Consider the following 20,952-nt stretch of genomic DNA (forward strand, 5'->3'; position numbering starts at 1 on the left):
AGTCAAAACAAGACTAGAATTATAAAACAGCCCGCCCCCGGAACTGCCGCGAAAATCGCCTTAACTTTCCCACTCGCCAGCGCATGATCGATATAAGCACCCGAACCGTTCCGCTTCAAAACGCTCCGCAACTGGACAGCTATGTGCTGACCGACAAACTCGGCGAAAGCCTGCAAGCCACGGTTTATAAGGGCTATCACAAACATGTGCCGGAATACCCTCTGGTGGTTAAATGCCTGAAATTGTTGTCCAGTTGGGACGACCAATCCCGGCATCTGCGGCAAAAAATCGAACGCCTGAAAGTATTGCACGACCCGCGCGTCTGCACGCCCTTGGCTTTGGAATCCAACGACGGCGATCAATTCATCGTCCAGCCTTGGTTCAACGGCCAACCGTTGAATGTATGGATCGCTCAACAACAGGCGGTGAATCTGAGCGATTTTTTTACATTGGCCTGCTCCTTGGCCGACACCCTGCAATCGGTGCACGATGCCGGCATTACCCATGGCGGCATCAAACCGCACAATATTCTGGTGCAATCCGGCAGCTTGAATTTGCGCCTGACCGACTTCATCACGCCGCTGGACATCCGCGATGTCAGTCATTTCATTTACGATCCGGAATTCGTCCGCAACACCCTAGCCTATACCTCGCCGGAGCAAACCGGGCGCATCAACTACCGGGTCGATTTCTCCACCGATTTATATTCGCTGGGTATCGTGTTTTACGAACTGCTGACCGGCCGACTGCCGTTTTTTTCCGACGATCCACTGGAACTGATTCACTCGCATCTGGCCGAGGAAGCCATCAAAATCCACGACATTAGTCCGGGCATCCCCAACACCCTGAGCGAAATCATCGCCAAACTGATTTTGAAGCAACCGGAAAAACGTTATCAAAGTGCTTCAGGTTTGTTGGCCGATTTGCTGCGCTGCCAAAAAGAACACGAAACCACCGGCAGCGTATCGAATTTTGGCATAGGCCAACACGACCGCAGCCGCCGGGTGGTTTTCATTTCGAAAATGGTCGGCCGCCAAAGCGAAGCCGAGCTCATTCGCCAGGATTACAGCGAGGTGACCCAAGGCCGGTTTCGTTCGGTGCTAATTTCCGGCCTATCCGGCATCGGCAAAACCCGGCTGATTCAGGAACTCCAAAAACCACTGGTGAAAAATCGCGGTTATTTCAGCTCCGGCAAGTTCGATCAGTACCAAAAAAATATTCCCTACAGTTCGCTGATTCAGGCCTTGCGCAACCTGATACGCACCTTTCTGACCGAAAGCGATGCCCAAGTGCATGATTGGTCCGCAAAAATTCTCGACGCGCTGGACAATGCCGGCGGAGCGATCATTGATGTGGTGCCGGAGCTGGAATTCATCATCGGCCCGCAAGCCGAAGTACAGCCCTTGCCGCCGGTGGAAGCGCGTAACCGTTTCAACAATTTGTTCGGCCGCTTCCTGGCTTGCCTGGCCAGCGAGGACAATCCCTTGGTGTTATTCATCGACGATCTGCAATGGTGCGACAGCGCCACCTTCGATTTTTTGCAAAACCTGTTCGCCAATCACCGTGAACACCCCTATCTATTTTTGCTGGGCGCGTATCGGCATAACGAAGTCGATAGTGGTCATCCTTTGACCAAACTCATCCGTAGCGTGCGAGAAAACGCCGGCCCACTGGCCGAGATCCATTTGACCGAACTCAGCGACGCCGATTGCCACGAAATGGTTGCCTACATTCTGGATTCGTCGCTGAATGCCACCGCCAATTTGGCCGACTTTATCGCCCATCTGACCGAAGGCAACCCCTTATTCGTCAGTGAAAGTCTGGCCTGGTTGTACAACGAAGGTTTACTCAGCATCGACGCCAATCAACACTGGCAATGGGATATGAACCGCATCCGCGACACGCAAATGCCGGCCAGCGTGGTGGAACTGTTCAGCGCCAAAGTGCGTAAATTGCCCAACCAGACTTTGGATATTCTTTATCATTGCGCCTGTATGGGTAATCGCTTCACAGCGGAGGATGTCGGGCTGGTGCTGGACAAGCCCATTGAGCGACTGTTCGAGGACTTAAAACCGGTATTAAGCATGGGCCTGATACTGGAAAATAAAGCCGACCTGCAATTTGTCCATGACCGGGTACAGGAAGCGGTATTGCAGCAAGTTGCCGCCGCGGCGCGCCCCGGCATCCATTGGCGGATCGGCAATCGCTTGCTGTCGGTGGTGCCGCCGGGAGCCGAGCTGGTCAGCCTCGACAATTTATTCACCATCGCCGCTCATCTCAATCAAGGTTGCCCGAATGATCTGGACGAAGAAACCGCCTACTGGCTGGTGAATATCAACTTCAATGCCGGCAATAAAGCCCTGGATGCGCTGGCCGGGGATGCCGCCAACGAATTTTTCCTGAAGGCCCACCATTATTTGCCGCCGGATTGTTGGGAAACGGCTTACGCGCTGACGTTTCGGATTTATCAACGCTTGGCGAAAACCGATTTGATGTGCGGTCGCTACGACAGCTCGGAAGCCTTGCTGAACCGGCTGATCGAGCATGCGGTCAGCGACCTGGATAAGGCCGAGGCGTTGGCCGATCAGACTACATCCCTGTCCTCATTCGGCAACTTTAAGCAAGCTATCGCCACGGCCAACCGTGGCTTGGCGTATTTCAACAAATCCATTCCCGACGACCCCGAACAAGCCCGGCAACGCATGGAAAGTCTGATGCTGATCATTGACCAGCAAGACGATGTCTGGCAAAAAATCCTGAACATGCCGTTTACCCAGCAGCGGCAAAGCAAAATCGAACTGGCTTTTTATAGCGAGTTGATTCCGGATTTGTACATGTGCGGTCTGGTGCCGCAGCTGTATTTATCCGCCGCCCAATCCACCCTGCACTGCCTGGAAGGCGGCATGGACGAATCGGTGATTTATTCGTTTTCCATCATGGGCCTCAATCTGGGCGAACAGGGCAAATTCGACCAGGCGTTTCGATACCAGGATTTGGCTCACGATTTGTGCGCCAAATACCCCAACACCTTTGGCGCTACCCGAGGCATGAACGGCATCGTTTGGTGCAATATGCACTCGCGCAGCCACCCGGCCGATATTGTCGATTACGCGCACAAGGCCATTCAGTCCGGCAAGAACTGCGGCGATCTCTACAACGCCGGCCTGTCCTACGGCCCGCTGATGTGGAATCTAATGGCCCAGGGTAAAAACCTGCGCTGGGTCGAGGAAGCCGCCGATGAATGTCTGCAATTTTCCCGCAAAAACCAGTTGTCGTTTTCAATAGGTCTGGCCCAGGCGGTGCTGGCCGGCTGGGTATTGCCGATGAAGCCCGATTACCGCCCGCTCGATATGCAAACCACGCTGGCGGACTGGCAGGCCAATAACTATGTGGCCGCTACCGGCAGTTACTTCGCATTACTGGGTTTTGCCCAATATTACCTGGGCGACTATGGTGCGGCGGCAATATCGCTGAAAGCCGTGGAAAACTATTTGCACGGCTTAACCGACAATGTTTTGAAACGTCTTTGGTACGCCTTTCGGATCTTGAACTTGCTGCGCTCGGAAATGGATGCGGCGCGAATCGATGCCGAAATTGCGCCCTTGCTTGCGCAACTGGAAGTGTGGGGGCAACTTGGTCCCTTGCTGAAACCCTACCTAATGTTTGTCCATGCCGAGCTTGCCAGACAGCAGGGCCAATACCGCGAAGCGCGCAATCTGTACATGGATGCCATTGCCTTGTCACTGGCGCAGAACTATGGCCTGCTGACCGGCCATATATACGAAACGCTGGCAGATCTGTTGCTGAAGCACCGCTTGGGCGACGCGGAACTGTATTACGGCGAAGCGCGCCGCCACTACCGCTTATGCCGTGCCGATGCGAAAAGCAACCAGCTGCAGGAACGTCATCAATACGTCAGTCCGGAGACCGGCGCCAGAATAGCCAAACCTCAGCCCGCTCCCACCACCTTACCTAGTCTGGACATCAGCTATCTGATGAAATCGGCGCTGGCGTTATCGGCAGAAATCGATCTGACACAATTGATGCAAAAAATCATGGCCGTGGTCTTGGAAAGCTCCGCAGCCCAGCACGGTTATCTGTTGATCAAACAACAAGACGAATTATTGGTGGCCGCCGAGCAGCACGTCGGCAAAAAACGCACGATACACAAACACTATTACAGCTTGAACAAGGTGCGCGGCATCTGCCACGCCATCGTCAATTACGTGCAACGTACCCACGAAAAAGTCGTGCTGAGCGACGCCTGCAGCGAAGGCGAGTTTCAAAATGCGCCCGAGGTTGTGGCGTTTGGCTTACGCTCGGTATTGTGTTTGCCGGTGATCAAGCAAAGCGAATTAATCGGCTTGCTTTACCTGGAAAACCGGCTATCCGAAGGCGTATTCACCCCGGAAAAAATCAGCATGACCGAGCTGTTGACCGCCCAAGCGGCCATTTCGTTGGAAAACGCCCGCTTGCTGGAACAAACCCGCCAAGCTTACAAACAATTACAAGAAAACCAGGATCATATGCTGCAAATGGAAAAGCTGTCGGCACTGGGCACGCTGGTCGGCGGCGTGGCCCATGAGATCAACAATCCGCTGATGGGCGTGATGAACTTCGTCGAATTTGTCTCGGACCGCACGGAAGATGCCAAATCCAAGCAAATACTGGCGCAAGCCTTACAGCAAATTCAACGCATCAAAAACATTGTGTCGAATATGCTGGTGTTTATGCATCAAAAAACCACGCCAACCGGCAGTTGCTCGCTAGAGGAAGTTTTAGGCCAAACCTTGTTGTTGCTGGAAGGCGAATTGCGCAAAACCGCAATCCAAGTCCGTACCGAGATACCGGAAAACTTGCCCAAACTCGCCTGCACGGCGGAAAGCATGCAACAGATTCTGATCAATCTATTGATCAATGCCCGCGATGCGCTAAGCGGTATTGCGCAACCCGAAATTGAAATCAGCGTTCGTTGTGCCGAAAAAATGCTAGAGTTGAATATAAAAGACAATGGTCCCGGCATCCCCGACGAAGTACAAGGCCGCATGTTCGACCCTTTCTTTACCACCAAACCGCCCGGCCAAGGCACCGGCCTGGGTTTATCCGTCACCCGCCGCTTGATTCAAGATGCCGATGGCTCGATAGCCGTGGAAAGCCGCATTGGCGAAGGTTGCCGCATCCGGTTAAAATTCCCCCACATTTAGTATTTGTTAACGAATAGAGACACAGGCGATGGTAAACAACATTCTGGTAATTGACGACGATCCGGCGGTACGCGGCGCCTTCAAGCTGATTCTGGAAGAAGAAGGCTATCGTGTGCGCGAAGCCGAGAACGGTCTGCAAGGTATCGCCATGGTGGAAGCCGATCGTCCCGACTTGATATTTCTGGACTTACGCATGCCCGGCATAGACGGCGTGGAGACCTTACGCCGCCTGAAGGCCTTGGACACCAGCTTGAATGTCTATATCGTCACGGCCTTTGCCGCCGAATTCATGGATCAACTGAAAGACGCCCATGAAGAAGGCTTGCAATTCGAACTGGCCAGCAAACCCTTGTCGGCATCGCAAATCCGCAATATCGCCCAAGTGGTACATATCGCCAAAGTTCACGAAGAACGCCGGGCCAACCACCATAAGCTGGTTTTGACCTTATACGTGGTGTCGCTGAATCCGGAAACCCGCAGGTTGGTCGAGCAAATCAGCGCGGTGCTGGCCGGCATATACGAGCCGGGCCATTGGGTATTCGACGTGGTCGAAGTGTTGGGCATGCCGGAAAAAGCGCTGGAAAAAGAAATCTTTGCTACGCCGATGCTGGTGCGCGACCTGCCGGAACCGGTGTTGAAACTGCTAGGCGATCTTTCGCGAATGTCGTCGGTGATGGCGGCCATCACTACCCAAAATGTTGGTACAGGTGTGCAGACAGTGATTGTTTGATGCCCGGTCGTAACCCGTAAATGCCACAAACACTCAAACAACTCAATCTGATCCTGGACACCATTACCGACGGCGTAATGGTGGTCGACCCGCAAGGCGTCGTTATTTATGCCAATCAAGCCGCAGAACAATTGCTGGAACGCGGCAGCCTGATCGGCCATTCCCTAGCAATTCCGATTTCCGCCGACAAAATTCAATTTCAAGACATTAACCTGATTCGCCCCAGCGGCATAGCCTGGGCGGAACTGCGCTCCACGCCGCTGGAATGGGAAGGCGCGCAAGCCTATGTCATCGGGCTGCGCGACATCACGGCCCGTAAGCAAGCGGAAATCGCGTTGCAGGAAAGCGAACTACTCTTCCATACGCTATCGAAGATTGCCCCAGTCGGCATTTTTCGCACCAACGAAAAAGGCGAATGCGACTACGTCAACCATCGCTGGTGCGAAATCACCGACTTGCATTTTATTGATTCGCACGGTGACGGCTGGATAGCCGGTTTGCTTGCCGAAGACCGCGATTCGGTGATTGCCGAATGGCAGCGTTGCGTATCCGCCTTGCAGCCCTTCAATATGCAATACCGTTTTCAACTGGCGAACGGCAGCGTGCGCTGGGTGGTGGGGCGCGCCGAACCGGAACTGGACGAAACGGGCGGATTGTGCGGTTACGTCGGCACCATTACCGATATTTCCGACATCAAAGCCAACGAGGAGCGCTTGGGACAAGCCGCCGCCGTATTCGAAAGCACCCGAGAGGGCGTGATGATTACCGACGCCCAACGCCGAATCACGATGGTCAACAAGGCCTTTAGCAACATCACCGGTTACGATAATCGGGATGTAATCGGTCATAGCCCCAGCATCTTAAGTTCCGGCCGCCACAACGCCGATTTTTACCGGGAAATGTGGGCCAATATTGCCACTACGGATCATTGGCAAGGCGAAATCTGGAATCGCCGCAAGTCCGGCGAGGTGTATCCGGAATTGTTGAGCATCAGCACCGTGCGCGACGGCAAAGGCGAGATCAGCCACTACGTGGGTGTGTTTGCCGACATTTCCAAGCTGAAGGCGTCGGAAATGGAACTGGAATTCCTGGCCCACCACGACCCGCTGACGAAATTGCCCAACCGCATGCTGTTCCTGTCGCGCCTGCAACACAACATCGAAAAAGCCCGCCGTCAGGCCAACAAGATGGCAGTGTTGATGCTGGATTTGGACCGCTTCAAGGACGTTAACGATAGCTTCGGCCATTTGGCCGGCGACGATTTGCTGCAAATGGTCGCCGAACGCCTGACTACCCGGCTGCGTACCAGCGACACCATTTGCCGGCTCGGCGGTGACGAATTCGTGGTATTGCTGGAGGAAGTCAACCAACCTGAAACCGTCGCTCATGTGGCCACGCAAATCATCAATGCCTTGAACCAAACTTGGCAACTACCCAGCGGCCATGAAGTACGCATCGGTGTCAGCGTCGGCATCGCGATGTTTCCCGAACACGGCGCTTCGCCGGACGAGTTGATCCAACAAGCCGATACGGCCTTGTATCAAGCCAAAAATGAGGGCAGGAACCGCTTCAAATATTTCTCGGAAGATTTGACCCGCGCCGCGCGGGAACGTATCGATATAGAAATCCGCCTGCGCCAAGCTATCGAGCAAGGCGAATTGCGGGTGTTTTTCCAACCGCAAATTTGCATCGAGAATGGCGCGATTATCGGTGCCGAAGCCCTGGTCCGCTGGCAGACTGCCAGCGGCGAACTGATACCGCCGCTGCGCTTCATCCCGATTGCCGAGGAAACGGGTCTGATTACCAGTATCGGCAATTGGGTGTTGAGAGAAACCTGTCACCACGGCCAGCGCTGGCGGAAAGCCGGTTTTCCAGCCTTGCGTCTGGCGGTTAACCTATCGCCGCAACAGTTTTTGCATAGTGATATTAGCGACGTGGTCGCCAGGATTTTGGCAGAGACCGGTTTTCCGGCCGAGTGCCTGGAACTGGAACTCACTGAAAGCGCGTTGATGAAACGGGAAAAAGAAGCTATCGAAATTTTACACAAGCTGCACGGGTTGGGTGTGCATCTGGCCATTGATGATTTCGGCACCGGTTATTCGTCGCTGGCTTATTTGAAACTCTTTCCGCTGGATGTCTTAAAGATCGATAAAAGTTTTATTGAAGACATCCCCAAACACACTGACGATATGGAAATCACCGCGACGATTATCGCCATGGCTAAGACGCTACGCATGCGCGTGGTAGCGGAAGGCGTGGAAACCGCCGAGCAACTGGCTTTTCTGAAAAGCCGGCAATGCGATCTTTACCAAGGTTATCTGGTCAGCAAACCGCTACCGATAGCGGAATTCGAAAAGTTTCTGACCGACTACGCTCTTAACAAAAATCTTGAGCCCGTAGTGTCGGCTTGAAACAAGCGCCGGCAGCCCTAAAGTGTGCAATCAATCCACTGTTTTAGCCAAACGCCGGAAAAAAGTTATAATGCCGGTTTTTTAACCTCACCAAAAGGATCAAAAGATGGCTGACAATCTGATTGCACCTTCCATACTTTCCGCAGACTTCGCACGCTTGGGCGAAGAAGTTGTTAATGTCTTAAATGCGGGCGCAGACATTGTGCATTTCGATGTGATGGACAACCATTTTGTGCCCAATCTGACTATCGGTCCCTTGGTTTGCGAAGCGCTACGCAAGCATGGCGTTACCGCCCCAATTGACGTGCATTTGATGGTGGAACCGGTCGACCGTATCATTCCGGATTTCGCTAAAGCCGGCGCCAGCTACATTACTTTCCACCCCGAAGCCTCCAGACACATTGACCGTTCACTGCAAATGATCAGAGACTTGGGTTGCAAATCCGGCCTGGTATTCAACCCAGGCACGCCGTTGCATTACCTGGAGCACGTACTCGACAAAGTCGATATGATTTTGCTGATGTCGGTCAACCCCGGATTCGGTGGTCAATCTTTCATTCCATCCGCGTTGGATAAATTGCGCCAAGCCAGAAAAATTATCGACGACAGCGGTTTGGATATCCGCCTGGAAATCGACGGTGGCGTAAATGTTGGCAATATTCGTGAGATTAAGGAAGCCGGCGCGGACACCTTCGTTGCGGGCTCCGCTATTTTCGGTAAACCGGATTATAAAAAAGTCATCGACGACATGCGCGCGGAATTAGCCGCAGCCAAATAAGTCTGAAATAAAGACAGCCGCTGCGGGATGTCCCGGAGCGGCCGCCTCCCCAAAGCATTCGCTAAATTCCTTAAAACGGAATTCTCGCCCCCAACTCGATAGTGTGATCGGTAATATAGGCCTGCCCTAAGCGGTATTCGTATCGCAAAAAGCCCGCCCGACCTTCCGGCAAACTCAACGCCAACGACGTACCGATATTGAAATAGTCGCGATCCGGCGTATCGGTTTTTACGCTGAATCTGCCGGCACCGGCAGCCGCCTGACTAAAGCGCGCCTGAATCAAACGGCTTTCGTCCAGATACTGATGCACCCATTCGAAACGCACGCCGGGTGACAACACACCCCAAGAGGTACTGATCGCGTTACTGGCTTGACCGCCGATAGTCGATGTCGCCGAATCGATAGATTGGCCGGCAAACTCCATGGCTAAACCACCACCGCCGCTTTCCTGATAGCTATCCACTTCGGTTTTGCTGTAATCCAGCCTCACATAGGGATTAATCACAAAACTTTGCAGCGCAAAATCTTTACCAAACCCCAAACTAAAGCCGTACTGGTCGCCATTAGCGCTACTGGTAGCCGTATTATCGAATCCCGTATATTGGATGCGCCGATTGATATCGAAGGAATGCAGCGCATAACTCATAATCCAGTCGATATAAAATGACTGCGGCAGGAAATAACTGCCATACGACGAAAATTCGTACGCATCGGTCGACATACTGCCGCTGTTTAAATTGTAATTGGTATCGGTAGAGCCGTAACCGAAGGCCGCACCCAACACCAATTCATCCATAAAACTGTAATCCAGACCGAAGGTAACCGCCTTTCTGTCGGCTTTGAAGCCCCGCTCGCTGCCGGTATTGGCTTTTTCGCCGACGTTGAATTGACCTTTCAGAAAGAAACCTAACGGGCTATCGCGAAACGGCTGTTCGTTTGGATCATCCCCAGCCGCCCCGCCCCGAGCCGGGCCTAATGCTGTCATCAACGCCTTGCCGACCGGTATGGTTTCGCCGTTGACATTAATGGTGGAATAACCCAGTAACGAGGCGCTTTGCTGTTGGGAGTTGCGCAGATTAACGATGCGGCCATGCACCACGGAAAATTGCTTGTAACCAAAATCTACAGCCGCCGCACCTTGCGCGGCCACCGCATCCGGAATCACCGCATTCAGGTCGGCGTTGTTTATTTCATTGCAGCGGGCCAATAAATCACCACTCGCTCCAGAGCAAGCACTGGTTAAACCTTCGTAAATTGCTTGCTGATTAGGGGTAAAGGTCGGATCGGCGGTTAAGTTGGGCGTCGAGGTTATTGGCGTAGTGGGCGTCGTTGGCGTGGTGGGGGGCGGAGCGACGTCGTTGTCCGCAATGCTGGCGACTGCTGACGCGCCCGCCGACACCGAATCACCGGTACAGCTTGGCGTTACATTCTGAAGAGATAAGGTCACAGTTTCAGTGCTTTCTACCAATGCATCGTCGATAATATTGATGGATACCGGCGCACTATCGGCATGAGACCCGCCAAACAAAAAGGGAACGCTGAAAGAAAAGGTGCCGCTCGAAATATTGTAGTCACTGCCTGCGGTTGCACTGCCGCCGGCAGCGACGACATCGCCGCTTATGGTGCAGCCGCCATAATCGCCGGAGCTGCTAGCCAGACTAACATTAGCCTGGACAACACCATCCGCTTCGTTAAAGTTATAGGACCTGGAAGAAAAATCCAGAGTCCAGGCTTGTACTGAAAATGGCGCGAAAGATAAAGCGGCCGCCGCTGCCAGCAATACTTCCTTGGAACTGAATGCAAGGGGTCGAATTGCCCGGTTTAAGCACTGGCGCGAAGACATTGGCGGCATTGCCGTTAGTCCGCATAAACCTGATAATTTTTCTGAATGTAATATAGGTAGGATCATGAGAATTTAGCAGGTTAGATACAGCGTAATTAAAGAATAAAAACCTTGTATGCTAATTATGGCACTGAATACTATCGATGATTCCAAATCATTAGCAAACGGTCTGAATTCTATTATTGACTGCCATCATGAGCATAGATAAATGCTAGCGCATAAATTCTCAAACCAGTTGTTTCAACAAAAGTTATTGCTAAACGCTGTAGACAAACTCCAACTTCAACCTTTTGTGAAGCAAATCCACTGCCATGGCTAGAGTCCTGTATTGCTGGGAATTAGGGGGCGGCTACGGCCACACCGCCGCATTTCTGCCCATAGCCCGACAACTTAAAAGTCTCGGGCACGAGGTCATATTCGCGCTTAAAGATTTGGAATACGCCGACACTTGGTTAGCTGCCGATCACTTTTGTTACCTACAAGCCCCGATACGCTGGCCTGACAGTCGTCCGCAAGCGCCAGCCTCCAGTTATCCGGGAATTCTACAAAACGCCGGCTATACCGATAAAACCGGTCTGTTAACCCGAGTAAAAGCCTGGGAATGCCTTTATCGCCATGTAAGTCCTGACTTGATCGTATGCGACCATTCACCGACCGCGTTACTGGCTGCCCGCAAATTTGACACGCCTCGAGCGGGGTTCGGCACCGGCTTTTTTTCGCCACCGCGCATCAGTCCGATGCCCAATATTCGCCCCTGGTTGCGCGTTAGCGATAAGGCCTTAAACATTATCGAAAGCCAAGTGTTAAACACGACTAACTCGGTTTTAGAGCGTTTGAATACACCACCATTAAGGATTTTGGCGGACTTGTTAGAGTTTACGGAAGATTTTATCTGCACGTTTCCGGAGCTGGACCATTATCGGCAATACCGTAACGCAAATTATTGGGGGCCGACCATTTTGCAGACGGACGGCATGGAGCCGATCTGGCCGAGCGTCGGAGCCGAAAAAATATTCGTCTATTTGCACCCGGAATATCCCGGCCTGGAAGTGTTGCTAAAACAGTTGCGCGCGTCACCTTGGTCGATATTGGCGCACATACCCGGCACAACACCTGTATTTATAGAAAAAAACAGCAGCGCCAATCTACACATTACTCCGCAGCCGGTAATAATCTCGGCTGCTGCCAAACAATGCGATTTGGCTATTTGCCATGGCGGTATGGCGACATTGTCGGCATTTTTGCTGTCTGGCAAACCCTTGCTGGCATTGCCTTTTCAGCTGGAACAACTGATCAGCGCTCAAAACCTCGCTACTCTCGGCGCGGGCACTTACATCGCCGCGGAAAGCAAAAATCCCAACTACAAAACAGCCGTAACTGAGCTATTGCGCCATTCGAAACACAAACAGACCGCCCAACAGTTTGCGGATAAATACGCCGGCTTCTCGTCCGCACAACAAGCTAGCGATATTGCCAAACGCTGCGAGATGTTGATGAAAAACGCTTACATCAACGGCAGCAACTGATCGAGAATCTTGCCGTTTGTTACAAAAACCTGCTTGGGAAACACGCCGGGATTACCTTTAAAATCGGTGATGGTTGCGCCGGCTTCTTTGGCTATCAACACGCCCGCGGCAATGTCATAAAGGTTGAGTTCCTGCTCCCAAAAAGCATCGACCTGGCCATCCGCAACCGTGCATAAATCCAATGCAGCCGAACCCAAGCGCCGTTGGCCGGTGGTAGCCTGGGCGATACGGTTGAAACGCGGCAGGTTGTTATCTTCCAAATACTGACGCAGGCACGCGAAACCGGTGGATACCATGCTGCTGGCCAAACTGGTTTCATCCGAAACCCTGATAGGTTTGCCGTTTTTCCAAGCGCCCTTACCTTTTTCCGCGCAGTAATAATCGTCCAAGGCCGGGCCGTAAACCGCGCCCATTCTCAATTCGCCGTCAATTTCCAAGGCTACACTAATGCCCCAAAAATACTGGCCTTTCGAGAATGAATGGGTACCGTCAATCGGATCAACGATCCAGCGGCTGGTTTGATTGGCGGTTTGACCGCTTTCCTCGCCCCAAAAACCGTACTCGGGACACTGCTCGCCGAGAGCTTGTTTCAGATAATTTTCCACCGCAACATCGGCATCGGTGACCAAGTCGCGCGCACTTTTTTTGTTGATCGCCAGAGAATCTAAGTCGTTGAAATATTGCATCGCCACATCGCCGGCGGCGCGAACGATGGTTTCTAAAGCTTCGAGAGTAATGGGCATGATTTTCCTGATTTTATAGGGATGCGGGCAACACGGCCATCCGCCCTGCCCGCAAAGAGAAGCCTGTAGTTTAAGCGCTAATGTTTACAGATTGTGGTAGCCGGTTTCTTCGTGCAACACAATATCCAGACCTTGCTGCTCTTCGTCTTCGCTGACGCGCAAACCGATGAACACGCCGATGAGTTTCAATAAAACGTAGCTGAACAAAGCGCTCCAGGCCGCCGTCACTAAAACCGCAAGCGTTTGCACGCCGACTTGCTGGGCAATAGTCACGCCGTTCAATCCCAAGCCGCCGAAACTTTCAGCAGCAAACACGCCGGTTAAAATCGAACCGACGCAGCCGCCGACGCCATGTACCGGAAACACGTCCAAGGAATCGTCGATTTTCAAACGGCGTTTGACGAATTGCGTGGCGTAAAAACACACGGCGCCAGCCACAATACCAATAACCAAACCACCCATGGGCCCGACAAATCCAGAGGCCGGCGTAATGGTGCCCAAGCCGGCGACCATCCCGGTGACGATACCTAAAACACTGGGCTTACTAAAACGCAGCCATTCAATGGTCATCCAGGTTAAAGCACCGGCGGCCGCGGCGATATGCGTCACGGCAATCGCCATCCCTGCACTGCCGTCGGCTTTTAACGCGCTACCACCGTTGAAGCCGAACCAGCCGAACCAGAGCATCCCGGCACCCGTAACCACCATGGTCATATTATGCGGCGGCATCGCCACCGTGGGAAAGCCTTTACGGCGCCCCAACACTAATGCCGCCACCAGAGATGCCACTCCGGCGTTGACGTGAATCACAATCCCGCCGGCGAAGTCCTTCGCACCCATCGCCGCCAGCCAGCCGTTGCCCCATATCCAATGGCAAATCGGCATATACACCACAATCAGCCAAAGTCCGCTAAACCACAGCATGGCTGAAAACTTCATCCGTTCGGCAAACGCGCCAACGATCAAGGCCGGGGTAATAATCGCAAAAGTCATTTGAAACATGAAAAACACGGTTTCCGGAATATCGCCGATCAAAGTTTGCGTGTTCATGTCCGGCAGAAAGATCTTGCTGCCGCTCCCCAAAAACGGCTGCCAGCTGCCGCCATCGGCAAATACGAAGCTGTATACACCGGCCAGCCACAGTAGCGATACCAGACAGGTAATCGCAAAACATTGCATCAATACCGACAGCACGTTCTTGCTTCTGACCAAACCGCCATAAAACAGCGACAAGCCAGGAATGGTCATGAATAAAACCAGCGCGGTGGAGGTTAAAACCCAAGCGGTGTTGGCTTGGTTAATGCCTTCGGCCCAAGCCTGCTGCGGCAACATCAAGCTGTATGCCATTAGCATCAGCGTTCTTTTTATTGTTGTCATTGTCTTTCACTAGATGATGGTGTGTTGTTATTTTTAAGCTGTCTATAAACAACAAAATCGCCCTGGTCTGCGAATTTCGCGCAGACCAGGGCGATTTTTGATGTTCTACTGCTTTTTATTTTTTGTTGAAGACTTAGATAGCGTCTTCTCCGGTCTCGCCGGTTCTGATACGGATAATCTGTTCCAGGTTGGTCACAAAAATCTTACCGTCGCCAATTTTGCCGGTGTTTGCGGCTTTGACGATGGTTTCCACGGCTTGGTCGACAACGTGTTCCGCCACTGCAATTTCCAGCTTGACCTTAGGCAGAAAATCCACCACGTACTCAGCGCCGCGATATAACTCGGTATGGCCTTTTTGCCTGCCAAAGCCTTTTACTTCGGTTGCCGTTACACCCGCCACCCCGATCTCGGACAAGGCTTCCCTGACGTCGTCCAGCTTGAATGGTTTGATAATCGCTGTAATTAATTTCATGCTATCCCCAAATTCGAATGATTAAAAAGCTGTTTCGTCACTGTTGCCACCATAATAAATAATTCCGGTAGAACCTACAATTTACCCGAGCAAAAGCACCAAAGTAGTGCTTCATGATAACAAAAACGGGCAGCCATCGCCGACCACCCGTTTCTTTTCGCGTTAACCGCAGCTTTCAACCCTAAACGTGATAAGCGGTTTCGCCATGCTCGGTGACATCCAGACCTTCGCGCTCAGTCGCTTCGCTAACCCGCAGACCAAGAGCCACATCGGCAATTTTGAAGGCAATGAAGGACACCACGCCGGACCAAACGATGGCGATGCCTACACCCCAAGCTTGGCTGGCAAGCTGGGTAAGCACACTGTAGTCAGGCAAGGTTGCGTTGGTGACGTAGTCCCAGACGCCGGTACCACCCAAATCAGGGCTGGCAACCACAGCAGTACCCAAGGCGCCGATAATACCGCCCACCCCGTGCACACCAAACGCATCCAGCGAATCGTCGTAACTCATCGCGTGTTTCAAAAAGGTTACCGACCAGAAGCATACTGCACCGACTACTAAGCCCAAACCGATAGCTCCCATCGGCCCTGACCAGCCGCAAGCAGGCGTAATCGCAACTAAACCGGCCACCGCACCTGACGTAGCACCCAACATGCTGGGTTTACCACGCACAGCCCATTCCGCGCCCATCCAGGCCAGAGTTGCCGCCGCGGCCGCCAACAATGTGTTGACAAAAACCAATGCCGCCAGACCGTTGGCTTCCAGGTTGGAGCCAGCGTTGAAGCCAAACCAGCCTATCCATAACAAGGATGCGCCTATCATGTTCATCGTCACGCTGTGCGGCGCGATAAATTCTTTACCATAACCAATACGCTTGCCTATCATTAAGCAACCGACCAAGCCGGCGATACCTGCGTTGATATGTACCACCGTGCCGCCGGCAAAATCCAAGGCGCCTTTTTGGAATAAAAAGCCCGCAGTCGCACCGGCAGTTTCCGCAGCGGCCGCATCGGTATAGGCATCAGGGCCTGCCCAGTACCAAACCATATGCGCCATCGGTAAGTAGCAGAAACTAAACCAGATCACGGTAAACAACAGCACCGCTGAAAATTTAACCCGCTCGGCAAATGCGCCGATGATCAACGCGGGCGTGATGGCCGAGAAAGTCAGCTGGAACGCTACATAAATAAATTCAGGTACATAAGCCCCTTTGCTGAAAGTGGCCGCCATCGAATCCGGGGTAATACCCTTCAAAAATGCCTTGCTGAAACCGCCGAAGAAAGCGTTACCCTCGGTAAACGCGACGCTGTAGCCGAACGTCGCCCACATAATCGCCGTCAACGAAAAGATAACAAAGACTTGCATCAAGATAGACAGCATGTTTTTAGCACGCACCATACCACCGTAGAACAAGGCCAAGCCAGGTATTACCATTAACGCAACCAGTACGGTTGCAACTATCATCCAGGCGGTATCGCCTTTGTTAACGGTGGCTTGCACGGCCGGTGCCGCCACCTCTTCCGCAAACGCCATGCCCGAGAGTCCAAACAGCGCGAATAGCGCCATGCCTGTTAAATATTTCATTGTTGGTTTCCCCATCTTCATATTAAAGAGCTTCTTCGCCGGATTCGCCGGTTCTAATCCGAACCACCTGCTCCAGATCGGTTACAAAAATTTTGCCATCGCCGATCTTTCCGGTATTGGCTACTTTCACAATCGCTTCGACGGCTTGCTCAAGCAAAGCATCCGCAACCGCTACCTCGATTTTTGCTTTGGGTAAAAAATCCACCACATATTCGGCACCACGATACAGTTCCGTATGGCCCTTTTGCCGACCAAAGCCTTTTACTTCAGTAACCGTCACGCCAGATACACCGATATCCGACAACGCCTCACGCACGTCGTCTAGCTTAAACGGCTTAACCACCGCTGTTATCAGTTTCATAGTTCAACACCTCTTTGCTTGAGTTAATAAATTCCCGAAACAAGCAAAGCATGATGCATGCCACTATTTATTCCCCTGATTTTTAAAGCTTTATTAAACACATCCAATAAAAGCACAACAGAAACGCACCAAAGCAGTGCAACGCTTTTTGGATTGCACCATTGCAACTCAATACCACCCTACAGGCCTTGATCTGCCAGTTTCAGTGGTTTGCTTTAAGAATAAATAGGGTTTTGTCGCAACATAGCAACACTGCATTACTTTGGTGCAACAAAAAGAATTTGCACCATTGCGAATCATGAACTAGTCTACATATGCCGCCTATCTTATTGATTTTTAATAAATCGAATATGGCCTAAAAACTGCTATAGAATCTTCAGTAGTCACTGAACCAAGGGGATAACCACCATGAGAAACAACACAACGTTAACAAAATCACACAGCCGCGCTTGCTTAGCCGGATTAATGGTGATTTGCAGTGCCTCCGCTAGCGCGGACAGCTGGACAGAAGCATCCGGACTACTGGGTGCAGCTGGCATTGATCCGAACACATCTAAATTTATGACCGATCACAATCTGAAGGTTGGCGGCTGGCTGAACAGTAGTGTCGGCGCCAACATGAATAGCAACGGTGACGGTTTTAACGGCCCAGTGACATTCAACGACCGTAGCGGTGAATTGCAACTCAACCAGTTGTATCTGTATTTGCAAAAAGCCATCAATGTGAACGGCGACTCTTTCGACATCGGCGGTCGCGTCGATGTGATGTACGGTACCGATGCCGCGTTTACACAAGCTTACGGTTCATTCGGATTCGACCCCGGCACCCTAGCGGACAGTGACCGTGGCAACTGGGATCTGAATTTGAGCGGACACGGGGAGCGCTTCTACGGCTTGGCATTACCACAAGCATACGCCGAGTTTAACCTCCCATTCGGTAATGGTATCGCAGTCAAAGCCGGACACTTTTATACTCCAATCGGTTACGAAGTAGTTACCGCTCCCGATAACTTCTTCATCACCAAACCCTACACTATGCAATATGGCGAACCATTTACCCATACCGGCATACTAGCAACCTACGCATTCAATCCGAATTGGACAGTAATGGGCGGTGCAGTTACCGGAAGCAACTCGGGCGGCTGGGACGGCAACTGGGACAGAGACCTGGGCAACTGGGCTTGGTTGGGCGGGGTAACCTGGACAAGCGACGACGCCGGCACATCTCTGGCTATTACTTCAACGGCTGGCGAACGCTCCGAAAACAGCAAAGACACATGGGCCATGTACAGCATCGTCGGCAAGCACAATTTCACCGACAAGTTGCATTACATCATTCAACACGATCACGGTTTTGCCAATAATATCTGGACCGGGAACGCAAGCCTTGCAGGGCTTCCAGACGGCAGGGAAGACGCCGAATGGTATGGCGTCAACCAATATTTGATTTATGACGTCAACGACAAAGTCTCAGCCGGTCTGCGCGCAGAATGGTTCCGTGATCATAACGGCATCCGAGTTCTCGGCCCTGGCCGTTGCTATGCAGCAGCAGGCACAGTCGGCGACAACTTCGCTTGTGGCAGCAACTACGGCGCTAACTATGTTCCGTTTCAAGAAGCCAGCGGATATTACGCCGTTACAGCCGGCTTGAGCTACAAACCGGCAAAATGGTTGAACTTGCGTCCAAACCTGCGTTACGACTTTACCGATAATGCTAAAGCGTTCGACAACGGTACACGCCACAACCAATTCTTGGTTACTGCGGACGTAGTCATCACTTTCTAAGTTGGTAGCCTAAGTAAATCATCGTTATAAAGCTCTACGCCTCCATTGCGTTGAAAGCCCTTTGGAGGCTCTGTTTGTTATAGCTCTTTACTACGTTTGATGATATTGTTAAATCGTTTAAGCTTCTCAACCAAAACAACTACAACCTACGGAGACCCTCACTAATGTCTGTTGATCACGTTCTGAAATTAATCCAAGAAAACGACGTCAAATTTGTCGACTTCCGCTTCTGCGACACTCGCGGTAAAGAACAACACGTTACTTTCCCAGCGCACACCATCGACGAAGACACCTTTGAAGAAGGTAACATGTTTGACGGTTCGTCCATCGCCGGCTGGAAACACATCAACGAATCGGACATGATTCTGATGCCGGACCCCAGCACCGCGGTTATCGACCCTTTCTTCGACGACAAAACCCTGATCTTGCGTTGCGATATTATCGAACCGAAAGATATGCAAGGTTACGCTCGTGACCCACGCTCTATCGCCAAACGCGCTGAAGCCTATTTGCAATCTACCGGTATCGCCGACACCGCGTTCTTCGGTCCTGAAAACGAATTCTTCATTTTCGACGACGTCCGCTGGAACACCAGCATGGGCGGCTGCTCCTACCAAATCGACTCAGAAGAAGCCGGCTGGAACTCAGAAAAAGTTTACGAAAACGGCAACATCGGTCACCGTCCAGGCGTTAAAGGTGGTTACTTCCCCGTACCGCCCGTCGATTCATTCCAAGACATGCGCTCTGCAATGTGCCTGGTTCTGGAAGAAATCGGCCAAACCGTTGAAGTACACCACCACGAAGTGGCAACTGCCGGTCAATGCGAAATCGGTGTTAAATTCAATACTTTGGTTAAAAAAGCCGACGAAGTACTGGGCTTGAAATACGTGATTGCCAACATCGCGCACGCTTACGGCAAAACCGCAACCTTCATGCCTAAACCACTGGTTGGCGACAACGGCAGCGGCATGCACGTTCACCAATCTTTGGCTAAAGGCGGCGTCAACCTGTTCACCGGCAACCTGTATGGCGGTTTGTCAGAAACCGCGCTGTACTACATTGGCGGCATCATCAAACACGCTAAAGCGTTAAACGCCATCACCAACCCATCAACCAACAGCTACAAACGCCTGGTTCCTGGTTTTGAAGCACCTGTGATGCTGGCTTACTCAGCACGTAACCGCTCTGCGTCTATCCGTATTCCTTACGTCACCAACCCTAAAGGCCGCCGTATCGAAGTACGTTTCCCAGACTCCACTGCTAACCCATACTTGGCGTTTTCTGCCATGTTAATGGCCGGTCTTGACGGTATCCAAAACAAAATTCACCCAGGTGAAGCGATGGATAAAGACTTGTACGACTTGCCGCCAGAAGAAGAAAAAGCGATTCCACAAGTGGCGTTCTCTCTGGACGAAGCCTTGGCGGCTCTGGATGCAGACCGCGAATTCTTGACTCGTGGCGGCGTATTCACCGACGACGTAATCGATGGCTACATCGCATTGAAACAAGAAGATGTGACTCGTCTGCGCATGAGCACTCACCCTGTTGAGCTGGATATGTACTACAGCCTATAAATAGCTAAGCCTGTTCTTAACGGGCCTGTACTATCCCAAAGCCCCGCAAGCTTTCGGCTTCGCGGGGTTTTTTATGCACTGGCGCGCACCTTACACACCTGCGCCGCTTTTTCGGTGCGTCGAAGAACAAGCTATTTGTCATCGTTAGGCAACTCAGGCGCCTTCCATGATCCGCGCTTATGGGCTTCCATCACGGTTTGCCACCCATTCTCCAGCTCCTTTTCCGTGATACCAAATTGCTGAAGAATGCCATTAAGGCCGGACGGCACGTCAAAAGCTGGCTTGGCAATATTATTGGCACGCGGCACGCTCGTTGGAGAAGATGAAATTATTACGCTGCCATTAATAGGTTTGATGTCTCCTTTAGCACATCGCGCCTGATCGTCGGTACACAAGGTTTTTCCATCGACGACACATTTCATTGGCTCGCCCAACGCCTGACAAACCGGTAAAAATGCGGATATGCTAACGCCCATTAAAAATAGTATTTTCACGGCCTGGTCCGATTAGTTCAAAAGAAAAACATTCGCAGCTCGAACGCAATGTGCGCCGGAAAAACCGAC

General features: G+C 52.0%; 14 protein-coding genes. 7 read left to right on the forward strand and 7 right to left on the reverse strand.

The window, feature by feature from the left end; genetic code table 11:
• Positions 1-83 precede the first annotated feature (83 nt).
• The 4 genes from JWZ98_RS15325 to rpe all read left to right on the forward strand — a co-directional run bounded on the left by JWZ98_RS15325 (position 84) and on the right by rpe (position 9,123).
• Positions 84-5,204: an AAA family ATPase gene (locus JWZ98_RS15325; protein WP_205450753.1), complete on the forward strand. Its 5,121-nt coding sequence runs from the start codon at positions 84-86 to the stop codon at positions 5,202-5,204.
• A 28-nt stretch (positions 5,205-5,232) separates the two neighbouring features.
• A complete protein-coding gene (locus JWZ98_RS15330) occupies positions 5,233-5,934 on the forward strand; it encodes a response regulator (protein WP_033155367.1) in 702 nt (233 codons plus the stop codon).
• A 20-nt stretch (positions 5,935-5,954) separates the two neighbouring features.
• A complete protein-coding gene (locus JWZ98_RS15335) occupies positions 5,955-8,345 on the forward strand; it encodes an EAL domain-containing protein (protein WP_205450754.1) in 2,391 nt (796 codons plus the stop codon).
• Positions 8,346-8,451: 106 nt separating this feature from the next.
• Entirely contained in the window at positions 8,452-9,123 is a 672-nt protein-coding gene (gene rpe, locus JWZ98_RS15340) for a ribulose-phosphate 3-epimerase (protein ID WP_205450755.1), read from the forward strand.
• Positions 9,124-9,193: 70 nt separating this feature from the next.
• Here the strand turns inward: rpe and JWZ98_RS15345 are convergent, their stop codons facing one another.
• Positions 9,194-10,966, reverse strand: coding sequence for an autotransporter domain-containing protein (locus JWZ98_RS15345; RefSeq protein ID WP_205450756.1), 1,773 nt, complete (start codon positions 10,964-10,966; stop codon positions 9,194-9,196).
• A 311-nt stretch (positions 10,967-11,277) separates the two neighbouring features.
• Between JWZ98_RS15345 and JWZ98_RS15350 the strand changes: the two genes are divergently transcribed.
• Positions 11,278-12,492, forward strand: coding sequence for a nucleotide disphospho-sugar-binding domain-containing protein (locus tag JWZ98_RS15350; protein ID WP_205450757.1), 1,215 nt, complete (start codon positions 11,278-11,280; stop codon positions 12,490-12,492).
• Here the strand turns inward: JWZ98_RS15350 and JWZ98_RS15355 are convergent.
• The 5 genes from JWZ98_RS15355 to JWZ98_RS15375 form a co-directional block, all read right to left on the reverse strand.
• The gene (locus JWZ98_RS15355; RefSeq protein ID WP_205450758.1) at positions 12,471-13,235 is read right to left on the reverse strand and encodes an inositol monophosphatase family protein; all 765 of its coding nucleotides are present in this window, start codon (positions 13,233-13,235) and stop codon (positions 12,471-12,473) included. The genes JWZ98_RS15350 and JWZ98_RS15355 overlap by 22 nt on opposite strands.
• 84 nt (positions 13,236-13,319) lie before the next feature.
• Positions 13,320-14,588: an ammonium transporter gene (locus tag JWZ98_RS15360; RefSeq protein WP_205454462.1), complete on the reverse strand. Its 1,269-nt coding sequence runs from the start codon at positions 14,586-14,588 to the stop codon at positions 13,320-13,322.
• Positions 14,589-14,745: 157 nt separating this feature from the next.
• Complete coding sequence (locus tag JWZ98_RS15365) at positions 14,746-15,084, reverse strand: P-II family nitrogen regulator (protein ID WP_020485493.1); 339 nt, start codon at positions 15,082-15,084, stop codon at positions 14,746-14,748.
• Between the two features lie 181 nt (positions 15,085-15,265).
• On the reverse strand, positions 15,266-16,618 hold the full coding sequence (amt, locus tag JWZ98_RS15370; RefSeq protein ID WP_225587861.1) for an ammonium transporter: 1,353 nt from the start codon (positions 16,616-16,618) through the stop codon (positions 15,266-15,268).
• A gap of 73 nt (positions 16,619-16,691) precedes the next feature.
• A complete protein-coding gene (locus JWZ98_RS15375) occupies positions 16,692-17,030 on the reverse strand; it encodes a P-II family nitrogen regulator (protein WP_020485491.1) in 339 nt (112 codons plus the stop codon).
• Positions 17,031-17,591: 561 nt separating this feature from the next.
• On the opposite strand from JWZ98_RS15375, the gene JWZ98_RS15380 reads away from it, so the two are divergent.
• Together JWZ98_RS15380 and glnA are read left to right on the forward strand one after the other, a co-directional pair.
• On the forward strand, positions 17,592-18,815 hold the full coding sequence (locus JWZ98_RS15380) for a porin (protein ID WP_225892875.1): 1,224 nt from the start codon (positions 17,592-17,594) through the stop codon (positions 18,813-18,815).
• A 164-nt stretch (positions 18,816-18,979) separates the two neighbouring features.
• The gene (glnA, locus tag JWZ98_RS15385) at positions 18,980-20,389 is read left to right on the forward strand and encodes a glutamate--ammonia ligase (RefSeq protein WP_020485489.1); all 1,410 of its coding nucleotides are present in this window, start codon (positions 18,980-18,982) and stop codon (positions 20,387-20,389) included.
• 131 nt (positions 20,390-20,520) lie between these two features.
• Here the strand turns inward: glnA and JWZ98_RS15390 are convergent, their stop codons facing one another.
• Positions 20,521-20,883 carry a hypothetical protein gene (locus JWZ98_RS15390; RefSeq protein ID WP_205450759.1) on the reverse strand — a complete coding sequence of 121 codons (363 nt, stop codon included), beginning with the start codon at positions 20,881-20,883 and terminating at the stop codon, positions 20,521-20,523.
• Positions 20,884-20,952 lie beyond the last annotated feature (69 nt).

The organism is Methylomonas sp. EFPC1 (assembly GCF_016925515.1).
Classification (GTDB): domain Bacteria; phylum Pseudomonadota; class Gammaproteobacteria; order Methylococcales; family Methylomonadaceae; genus Methylomonas; species Methylomonas defluvii.

What these genes read in the sequence shown, in the direction of transcription:
- glnA (WP_020485489.1), top strand. Translation starts at nt 18,980, where the DNA reads ATGTCTGTTGATCACGTTCTGAAATTAATCCAAGAAAACGACGTCAAA.
- JWZ98_RS15360 (WP_205454462.1), bottom strand. Translation starts at nt 14,588, where the DNA reads ATGCTAATGGCATACAGCTTGATGTTGCCGCAGCAGGCTTGGGCCGAA.
- JWZ98_RS15330 (WP_033155367.1), top strand. Translation starts at nt 5,233, where the DNA reads ATGGTAAACAACATTCTGGTAATTGACGACGATCCGGCGGTACGCGGC.
- JWZ98_RS15345 (WP_205450756.1), bottom strand. Translation starts at nt 10,966, where the DNA reads ATGTCTTCGCGCCAGTGCTTAAACCGGGCAATTCGACCCCTTGCATTC.
- amt (WP_225587861.1), bottom strand. Translation starts at nt 16,618, where the DNA reads ATGGCGTTTGCGGAAGAGGTGGCGGCACCGGCCGTGCAAGCCACCGTT.
- JWZ98_RS15335 (WP_205450754.1), top strand. Translation starts at nt 5,955, where the DNA reads ATGCCACAAACACTCAAACAACTCAATCTGATCCTGGACACCATTACC.
- JWZ98_RS15380 (WP_225892875.1), top strand. Translation starts at nt 17,592, where the DNA reads ATGACCGATCACAATCTGAAGGTTGGCGGCTGGCTGAACAGTAGTGTC.
- rpe (WP_205450755.1), top strand. Translation starts at nt 8,452, where the DNA reads ATGGCTGACAATCTGATTGCACCTTCCATACTTTCCGCAGACTTCGCA.
- JWZ98_RS15350 (WP_205450757.1), top strand. Translation starts at nt 11,278, where the DNA reads ATGGCTAGAGTCCTGTATTGCTGGGAATTAGGGGGCGGCTACGGCCAC.
- JWZ98_RS15375 (WP_020485491.1), bottom strand. Translation starts at nt 17,030, where the DNA reads ATGAAACTGATAACAGCGGTGGTTAAGCCGTTTAAGCTAGACGACGTG.
- JWZ98_RS15355 (WP_205450758.1), bottom strand. Translation starts at nt 13,235, where the DNA reads ATGCCCATTACTCTCGAAGCTTTAGAAACCATCGTTCGCGCCGCCGGC.
- JWZ98_RS15365 (WP_020485493.1), bottom strand. Translation starts at nt 15,084, where the DNA reads ATGAAATTAATTACAGCGATTATCAAACCATTCAAGCTGGACGACGTC.
- JWZ98_RS15325 (WP_205450753.1), top strand. Translation starts at nt 84, where the DNA reads ATGATCGATATAAGCACCCGAACCGTTCCGCTTCAAAACGCTCCGCAA.